At 42.4% G+C, this 9,054-nt stretch carries 7 protein-coding genes and 1 tRNA gene; 4 read left to right on the top strand and 4 right to left on the bottom strand.

Translation table 11 applies throughout. The features are described from left to right. Both OSCI_RS01870 and OSCI_RS01865 read right to left on the bottom strand, forming a co-directional pair. Positions 1-516: thermonuclease family protein (locus OSCI_RS01870; protein ID WP_052638519.1), on the bottom strand; the 516-nt coding region annotated here is incomplete at its 3' end. Between the two features lie 6 nt (positions 517-522). Continuing rightward, positions 523-891, bottom strand: coding sequence for a 2Fe-2S iron-sulfur cluster-binding protein (locus OSCI_RS01865; protein WP_007353149.1), 369 nt, complete (start codon positions 889-891; stop codon positions 523-525). A 220-nt stretch (positions 892-1,111) separates the two neighbouring features. Here OSCI_RS01865 and OSCI_RS01860 point away from each other — a divergent pair. From OSCI_RS01860 to OSCI_RS01850, 3 genes are all read left to right on the top strand, one after another. Further along, positions 1,112-1,196, top strand: a tRNA-Ser gene (locus OSCI_RS01860). Between the two features lie 394 nt (positions 1,197-1,590). Beyond that, on the top strand, positions 1,591-2,394 hold the full coding sequence (modA, locus tag OSCI_RS01855) for a molybdate ABC transporter substrate-binding protein (RefSeq protein WP_234708689.1): 804 nt from the start codon (positions 1,591-1,593) through the stop codon (positions 2,392-2,394). Positions 2,395-2,409: 15 nt separating this feature from the next. Continuing rightward, positions 2,410-4,587 (top strand): CHASE3 domain-containing protein, encoded by a 2,178-nt coding sequence (locus tag OSCI_RS01850; RefSeq protein ID WP_007353146.1) that lies wholly within the window; start codon positions 2,410-2,412, stop codon positions 4,585-4,587. Positions 4,588-4,765: 178 nt separating this feature from the next. Here the strand turns inward: OSCI_RS01850 and OSCI_RS01845 are convergent, their stop codons facing one another. Continuing rightward, entirely contained in the window at positions 4,766-6,595 is a 1,830-nt protein-coding gene (locus OSCI_RS01845) for a fibronectin type III domain-containing protein (protein WP_007353145.1), read from the bottom strand. 347 nt (positions 6,596-6,942) lie between these two features. Between OSCI_RS01845 and OSCI_RS01840 the strand changes: the two genes are divergently transcribed. After that, positions 6,943-8,751 (top strand): aspartate kinase, encoded by a 1,809-nt coding sequence (locus OSCI_RS01840; RefSeq protein ID WP_007353144.1) that lies wholly within the window; start codon positions 6,943-6,945, stop codon positions 8,749-8,751. A 101-nt stretch (positions 8,752-8,852) separates the two neighbouring features. Here OSCI_RS01840 and OSCI_RS31240 read toward each other — a convergent pair. Then, on the bottom strand, positions 8,853-9,054 hold a 202-nt coding region (locus tag OSCI_RS31240), incomplete at its 5' end, for a hypothetical protein (RefSeq protein ID WP_234708688.1).

Below are 9,054 nucleotides of genomic sequence, written 5' to 3'. Positions count from 1 at the left end.
CCCCATGAGTCTGGCCCATTCCTGGGCGTTGGCGAGGCGCTGTTTGTGTTTGGTGTTGGGCGATCGCGCTACGACTAAAGCATATCCTTCTTTGACTAGCTGTTCGTTGAGGAGGTCTTTTCCTCGCCAAAGATAAGCTAGTTTGCGATCGTATCGATCTTGAGCTTGGGCATCGGATTCTAATAATATCTCTTGTCCGCCGATCAGTTGTTCTAGTTTTTGTCTGGCATCCGGGCCCCAAGGCTGCTGTTTTAAGTCGGGGGCTTCTATACCGATGAGCCGGACTTGCTCTAGTATGGGGGTTTGGTCGGCAAAGCCTGCGATTTCGATAGTTTGTCCGTTGACTACTCGCTGTACTTTGACAATTGAGCCTTGGGGGATTTCTGTTTCTGGGGGTTCTTCGCAGCTAGCTAAAAGTAGGCAAAGGGCGATCGCGAATAACCCATAAATAATTATCTGCGTTACTCTCCAGGCGATCGGCTCTGTCTGGTCAAGATTTTTTACTACTATGCCCATACTGCTTTAATCTTCATCTAGCGGCAATCCTACTTTGACTTTGCCTTTGCCGAAGTATTGGCCGAATTGGAGTTCGTAGACTTCATCTTCGTCTTGGGTTTCTACTTCTATGTCACAGCAGGGATAGCTGACGCACAATAGAGCATAACCCTGTTTTTGCAGTTCAACAGACAGACCCATTGCTTCTGGCTGATGGACTTCGCCGGCTAGGAGGCGCACGGCGCAGGTGGTGCAGGCTCCGTTGCGGCAGGAGAAGGGGAGATCGACTCCTTGGTTTTCGGCGCTGTGGAGGATGTAGCGGTCTTCTGGGACTTGGACGGTGCGGCGATCGCCTGTCTGTCTGTTATAAATCTTAATGCTGTAAGAACGTGCCATAGCGATTTTAAGGTTGAGATTTTTTCGAGGTGGATGCGGACAAAAGTATTGGTATAATTGGGTTTAGACTGTTTTATGAGTCTGTCGGTGAGGGCATAAATTTCACTGAAGCACTACCCTACCCACATTAAACAGCAAATTTATGCCAAAGTATCTTGCCAGATAGATGTTTGTTCTGCTACCATAGTTTTCTTGTGGCTGAAATTTTGATTTCTGCCTTGGAGAGGTGGCCGAGTGGTTGAAGGCGCAGCACTGGAAATGCTGTTTAGGGCAACTTAACGAGGGTTCGAATCCCTCCCTCTCCGTTATAAAAATACAATAAATCTATATCTCACTTAAGGTAAGTTAAGGTTTAAGTGAGATATAGATTTATTTTTTAACAGTTACAGTTATCGCAAACTTCTTGGCAGTTAATAAGTAAATCAACCCTATTTAAACCAGTAATAATTGGTAATATTTCACAACTAATCGATATTGTTACTGTTAGCTTAGGCATTTCTAGTACGACTAATTGTCCATGTGCAGAAGCCTTTCCAGAAATGCTCGTAGGACAAGCCGATAAAGCCGTCTACATTGCGAAAAATCATGGTTGTAATCGGTGGGCTTTCTAATAAACAGGATCTATTTTACGGATGTGTTATAGATCACACAAGCTCCCAAAAAAAACTATTAAGCTTGAGTAGAGAATAGATAATAGCAATGATAAAGACCTCTCGCTTCTTAATCTTATTTAGCTGTGTAGTTGCCTTCTGCTTCTGGCTAGGAAGTTGCACCAATCCCATGCCCGCGAAGGCAGTTTCCCTCAACTTTGCTTCAACTCCACCGTATAGAGATGTATTGATTGAACTTGAAAGACAATATCGGCAAGAAAAGTTTAATGTTACTATTAACTATACCTTTTCTGGAGCAACTGCACTGAGAGATCGTATTGAACAGGGAGAGTCATTTGACATCTTTCTAGTTACCTCTAACCTAGTAATAGATGATTTGCAAAAAAAAGGTCTATTGTTAGAGGAAACTATCAAAAATTTAGTCTCTACACAAATGGTCTTAATTGTTCCGGCTGATTCTTCGCTAGCGATCGGGGACTTTAAGGACTTAACTAGCGATCGCATTAAAACAATCGCGATGGGGACACAAAGGCTGGGAGTTGGTCAACACACCAAAGAGATTTTGACTAATCTAGGGATTTTTCAGCAGGTTCAATCTAAAGCTGTATGGGCGAATGTTGAAAGCCGGGAAATCACCAAAGCAGTGGAAAGCAAACAAGCAGATGTAGGTATTACTTTTCTACCCGAAGCTAAGTCATCTAAGAAACTCAAAACCGCCGCGATTGCTCCTACTGATTCCCACAAACCAATTTTTGCAAGGCTGGCTGTCCTTAAGAATAGCCAGAACCCTGTAGAAGCAAAAGAATTCATTGAATTTCTCACAAGTAGCAAAGCAATGTCAATATTTGAGAAATATGGTTTTACTGCTATCTCACCTTCGTCTAAGTCTTGAGCTGGAGACTATTTAATGAAACTTCGCCTCAAACTAAATCCCCAATTTTTGCTCCGAGTAGCGACAGGACTAGGTATTGCTACGCTGTTATCAATATCAGTTAGTGGACTAGCATTTTTGAGCGTTATGCGTACCTTAGAAGCTAATCGAAGCGTACAGAAAAAAGTAGAAACCATAGATCGACTCGGCCAGATTTTAAATAACCTTAGAGATGCTGAAAATGGACAGCGTGGCTATATATTAACTGGCGAAAATAGCTATATTGATTATTACACCAGTGCCGAACTCAATCTTGACCAATGCTTTGAATTACTCCGGCAATTTCTAGCGAATGAACCCGCAATAAATCGCCAACTAGATGACCTTCAGCCTTTAGTAGAAAATCGTTTAGAGCAAATAAATGATACAATTAAACTGCGGCGTAGCCAGGGATTAGATGCAGCTCTGTTGGAAATTAAGCGCAATCAGGATGCCCAGAAGCTGAGCAATCGAATTCGTGTAGCAGTGAAAAACATTGACGCACAAGAAAGGGCAGTATTATTCGAGCGACAGCAGGAAGCTGGTAGTAGTTTACAGCGGTCGATAATTGCTTTTGTAGGCGGTTCCGTCTTCAATTTACTAATTTTTACTTGGGTTTTTAGGTTGATTTATGACGAAATATTTAAACGGAAACAAACTGAAATTCAATTAAAAGAAGCCAAGGAAGAAGCGGAACAAGCTAAACTTGCTGCGGAAGTAGCCAACAGTGCCAAAAGTGAATTTTTAGCTAATATGAGCCATGAACTCAGAACTCCTCTTAATGGTATTTTGGGCTATGCTCAAATTCTAATTCGCTCAAAAAATATTCAAGAAAATGAACTAAAAGGCTTAGAAATTATTCAGCAGTGCGGTTCTCATTTACTTACCCTGATTAATGATATTTTAGACCTCTCTAAAATCGAAGCAAGGAAAATGGAACTAGCTCCTAATGAATTCCATTTTCTAGCATTCCTTCAAGCGGTCAGTGAAATTGTCCGCATCAAAGCTGAACAAAAAGGAATTGCTTTCATTAGCCAATTTGACCCCGCACTCCCGATCAGCGTACAAGCTGATGAGAAACGCTTACGTCAAGTTTTGATTAATCTTTTGGGTAATGCTGTTAAGTTTACGGATAGAGGCGGTGTTACTTTCAAAGTTGGCGTAATTGAATCATCTACGATTGAGCCAGAAGCAAGCACTCTCAATGCTGTTAACAAAATTCGCTTTCAAATCGAAGATACTGGTGTAGGAATGAGCGAAGAACAAAGGCAAAAAATCTTCATTCCTTTTGAACAAGTTGGCGAGACTAAACGAATGGCAGAAGGTACAGGATTGGGTTTAGCGATTAGTTCTAAGATTGTGGAAGTCATGGGTAGTAAGATTTGCGTGACTAGCCAACTAGAACAAGGTAGTCAATTTTGGTTTGATTTAGATTTACCTTGTGCTAATGAATTTACATTAAAACCTACTTGGGATTTAAAAGGGGTAGTTGTAGGCTTTACAGGCAATAAACGTAAAATATTAGTTATAGATGACCGCTGGGAAAATTGTTCAGTGATTGTGAATTTACTGACTCCCATCGGTTTTGAGGTATTTGAAGCTGCTAATGGTGCTGAAGGATTAGCAAAAGCCACTGAATTACTGCCCGATCTGATTATTACGGATTTAGTTATGCCGGTGATGGATGGGTTTGAATTGCTGCGTCGCTTACGAAATTCAGAGACATTAAAAGATACAATTGTAATCGTTTCTTCTGCGAGTGTTTTTGAGACAGACCAATATAAAAGTTTAGATGCAGGTGCTAATGCTTTTTTACCTAAGCCTGTACAAGTCTCAGAATTATTTGAATTATTGCAGAAAAAGTTAGATTTGTCTTGGGTTTATGCAGAGTCAAAGACTCCTCAATCTCCTCCCGAATCAACTCCTAAAATATCTGCTGTTGAATCTTTGGCGATTCCACCAGCAGCATTGATAGAAGATTTGTACGATTTAGCAAAGAAAGGTAATGTGAAAGGGGTGATCCAAAAAGCAGAAGAATTAAAAAAATTAGATGAGCAATGGATACCCTTTGCTGAGGAAGTATGTAGATTAGCTAAAGGGTTTCAGGAAAAACAACTTAAGTCATTCTTAACTAACTATTACAATCCGAAAGGAGAGAATTCTTTGGCGAGTTAATTAAGTTTCTGCAAAGGGATATCTTAATCTGAAATGAGGATATTGAGCTAATTTTAGCAGTGCGATCGCCATACTGTGTTTGCTGTCTGAAGCGATCGCCAAAATAGCGTCGATCTGGGTTGTCGGGGTCGTATCGAGATAGAAAATTTCAACATTTTATTTAACCTAAAATTTCTCACTATTTCAACTTAAACTCATCAAATTTCACAACCTCTGACTCCGGTTTCCGCGTATCAAAATAATAACTGCTAACAACACCCGCCGCCGTATCAAAAATACTAAACACTGTAAGATCGTTACTAGCAATATAAGGCATTGGCTGACCATCTTCTCCCAAAACAGGCGCAATAGTTGGCATTACAGGTTCTAAGCCATTTGAATCGCCAATAGGAACATATTCCTCCTGATAACCTGGAGGTACAAATCTCCGCCTTTCACCCATAGCCGCAGGATAACTATTCCCAACATTAGAAGTCTCTAAAAAGTGCATCCCACTAGGACTAATAAAGCGATTCCACAGATGACTATGACCGTAAAATACTAACTGCACATCAGCATTTTCTAACAAGGGGATGACATCGCGAATAATGTAATCATTTTCTTTTGGATATTCATAGCGAATCATTTTAATCTCGCCATTATCATCGCGGTCAATAATCTGCACGGGGTCAGTGTAAGCAGGTACAATATTATCACCTAAAGTATGGGGGGGATGATGAAACATCACAACCTTATATTTTGCCTGCTTAAATTCTTCACTATTGAGTTCTTCCTCAAGCCAATTATATTGAGCGCTACCCTTGACAATTGGCTCATAGATATGCTGTCCGTAACCCCAATTCTCAGGGTGATTAAAATCGCGATCTGGTTCCCGATATCTGCCTTTAGCGTCAGCATCAAGACTAGGAGTGCGCCACATATTTGTAATAAACAAAACTACTAAACGCACATCACCGAAAGTTACAGCATAGTATTTTTTCGGACTAGGTAAAGTAAAAATTTGCTCGTAAGTATCAGTGTTAAAAGAACTATCCTTTAACTCACCTATAACTAAATTTTCTTTTGCTCCTCTTGGCGATTTTGCACTTTCTTTATTATCTTTATTATCTTTATTCTCCCACTTGGGGTCAGATTTAGATGTTAATATTTTTTGAGTCGCAAAACGGGGGAAAGAATTATTAAACTGATCTTTTAACGTGCTATTTTTGGAAAATCTACCCATGACTTCGTGATTGCCAAGAGCAGTAAATAAGGGTGCATTTTGAATCAATTCACCACCCGTGTAAACTGTTTTAATCCCGTTTTTATCTAATTCTGCAAAAGCGCGACCTTGGAGACAAGGGAAAAAAGCACGACCGCGAAGATCGTCAAACCATTCTGAGGCACGACCAGGGATATTAGCTAAATCTCCAGCTATAAAAACAGCATCAATTCTATCAATTGTTTCAGTTGCTTTTTGCAGATTGGCAGCTACCATCGGCATCACTTGATGGTCAGATGTAAGTAAAATTTTTAGGGGAGTTTCTGGTGTTGGTTGAGGTGAGAGAGTAAAGGTGCGACTGGTAATATTTTGACCGTTTTCAGCTTCACTTTTGACCTGATAAGGAATGCGAACACCGGGAGTTAAACCAGTTACTTTTGCTTCGTGTCGCCAAATATCTCTAAGTATTAATTTATTGTCAACTGCGCCTTTTTTTACTGCCTCTGAAACGCTGGAATCTTGGTCTTCGTAAGTGCGGTTGAGTTTAGTTGTGGTGGCAGTTACAATTTGATTTAAGTTTTGACCATAAGCTACGGTGTGGCGGATACCGGCAAATTCAGTAAACCAGACAACTCTTACTGAATTTGCGGTTGGGAGTTGTAGAAATGGGTCGGTTAGTAATTGGGGTTGGGTGGAAAGAGCTTGCATGATTAGACTGAGGAAGATTACGATTAAAAATAGTACAGCAAAAATCCACAGATTTCGAGCTGAACCTCTGGGAGTTGAAAAATCCGGGGGCGTTAGCATAAGTAAAAGAACACAATTAAATGTAACGTTCTTATGACCTTATGGCAAATGCAATGAAGCAGTCCCAAGCTTTTGCGATTGCTTCGTTTCACTCGCAATGACAGGCAATATAAATCTTAACCTACTGGTTAATTTTAGATTGTAAATGCCATAATTTATGTCAAAATTAAGAAAGACGATCGCAAGTCAAAGAAACTATCTCAATTTGACAAACCTATTTTAAGCTAGAATAAAAAGTGCTTATCTGCTAGGAGCAGCCTAAGACGTAATTTAAACATTCTTGTTTCTAGTCGAGAGACGGCGTATATTAGCTGGTAAGTATTGTAGTATTTTGTGTAAACCTTATTATGTCATTAATTGTTCAAAAATACGGTGGTAGTTCCGTCGGTACAGTTGAACGCATTCAGGAAGTAGCAAAGCGAGTTGTGAAGGCGGTAAAGCTTGGTAACTCTGTAGTTGTCGTGGTTTCGGCAATGGGTAAAACCACTGATGGTTTGGTAAAATTAGCTAAGGAAATTTCCAGCAATCCCAGCAAGCGGGAAATGGATATGTTGCTATCGACGGGCGAACAAGTGTCGATCGCACTTTTGAGTATGGCATTGCAGGAAATGGGACAACCGGCAATTTCGCTAACGGGTGCTCAAGTTGGGATTGTAACTGAAGCTGAACACACTCGCGCTCGGATTTTACAGATTAAGACCGATCGCATTGAACGGCAATTAGAAAGCGGTAAGGTGGTTGTCGTCGCTGGTTTTCAAGGAATCGCGATCGCGGGGGATTTAGAAATTACGACTTTGGGGCGCGGCGGTTCCGATACTTCGGCCGTAGCGCTAGCGGCGGCCTTAAAAGCTGACTGCTGCGAGATTTATACTGATGTTCCCGGAATTTTGACGACAGATCCGCGCATTGTCCCGGATGCAACATTGATGTCTGAGATCACTTGCGATGAGATGCTGGAATTGGCGAGTTTGGGCGCGAAAGTGTTGCATCCGCGCGCGGTGGAAATCGCTAAAAACTACGGCGTACCGCTGGTTGTGCTTTCTAGCTGGAGTGACGAGCCCGGTACGCGCGTGGTGTCACCGCCAGCGGGATCGCGCCCTCTGGAGGGTTTGGAGTTGGCGAAAGCGGTGGATGCAGTGGAGTTTGACTTAAATCAGGCGGCGGTGTCGCTGTTGCGAGTACCCGATCGCCCTGGGGTGGCGGCGCGGTTATTTGGCGCGATCGCACTGCAAAATCTAGATGTAGACTTGATTATCCAGTCGATTCACGAAGGTAATACCAATGATATCGCTTTTACGGTGACGCAGAATTCGCTTAAGCAAGCGGCGGCCGTAGCAGATGCGATCGTACCATCTTTGGGCAAAAATTCTGACCCAGAACTGGGAGAACCGGAGGTAAGGGCGGAAGATCGGGCGATCGCAAAAATTAGCATTGCCGGCGCGGGGATGATCGGCCGGCCCAAGGTAGCATCGCAAATGTTCAAAACCCTAGCGGATGCTGGGATTAACATTCAAATGATCTCGACTTCCGAGGTGAAAGTTAGCTGCGCGATCGCTGCTGCGGACTGCGATCGCGCTGTTACCGAACTCTGCAAAGTTTTCGAGGTTGTCAGTTCTCCGCTGACCGAGGTTTCTACTACTCCTAAACCCCCTGCGGTGCGTGCAGTTGCTTTAGATATAAATCAAGCACGTTTAGCAATTCGCCACCTCCAGGATCGTCCTGGGATGGCAGCAAAATTATTCGGACTTTTAGCTGAAGAAAACATCAGCGTTGACATGATTATTCAGTCCCAACGATGTCGCAATATCGACGGAATTTTAACTCGCGATATTGCTTTTACTGTAGCACAAATGGATGTGGAAGCTGCTAGAGAAACGCTGGAAAAAGCCGCTAGTGAATTTGGCTGGGGTGAAGTCGCAGTTGATATCGCGATCGCTAAAGTTAGCGTAGTTGGTTCGGGAATGGTAGCCAATCCGGGAGTAGCTGCAAAGATGTTTGAAGCGTTATCACAGCACAAAATTAACATTCAAATGATTGCTACTTCCGAAATCAAAATTAGCTGCGTTGTGGATGAGGCACAAGGCGTAATGGCATTAAAAGCAATTCACTCAGCTTTTGCTCTTTCTGGTAGTGAAAAAATCCAAGTTCCGGCTTAATTTTTGTTTGTAGTAAGGGCTAAAGCCCTTACTATGAAATCATCTCTGATTTGATCGCTTTTAGGACTTACGCATTGACAAAATAGCTCAATGCGTAAGTCCTATGAGGGTTCCGGCGCTGAAGTTGGTGATGGCTCAGAGGACGGAGAAACGGAGGGTTCCGGCGCTGAGGTTGGTGATGGCTCAGAGGACGGAGAAACGGAGGGTTCTGGTTGAGGTGAGGATTCCGGTGACAATGGCGTAGATGGTTCCGGTGTTGATGTTGGTGATGGCTCAGATGATGGCTGAGTTGACGGCTGCGGT

The organism is Kamptonema sp. PCC 6506, from assembly GCF_000180455.1.
Classification (GTDB): domain Bacteria; phylum Cyanobacteriota; class Cyanobacteriia; order Cyanobacteriales; family Microcoleaceae; genus Kamptonema; species Kamptonema formosum.
Note: the sequence above shows the minus strand (reverse complement) of the source record. Positions and strands in the feature narration are given on the sequence as shown.

What these genes read in the sequence shown, in the direction of transcription:
- OSCI_RS01865 (WP_007353149.1), bottom strand. Translation starts at nt 891, where the DNA reads ATGGCACGTTCTTACAGCATTAAGATTTATAACAGACAGACAGGCGAT.
- OSCI_RS01840 (WP_007353144.1), top strand. Translation starts at nt 6,943, where the DNA reads ATGTCATTAATTGTTCAAAAATACGGTGGTAGTTCCGTCGGTACAGTT.
- modA (WP_234708689.1), top strand. Translation starts at nt 1,591, where the DNA reads ATGATAAAGACCTCTCGCTTCTTAATCTTATTTAGCTGTGTAGTTGCC.
- OSCI_RS01845 (WP_007353145.1), bottom strand. Translation starts at nt 6,595, where the DNA reads ATGCTAACGCCCCCGGATTTTTCAACTCCCAGAGGTTCAGCTCGAAAT.
- OSCI_RS01850 (WP_007353146.1), top strand. Translation starts at nt 2,410, where the DNA reads ATGAAACTTCGCCTCAAACTAAATCCCCAATTTTTGCTCCGAGTAGCG.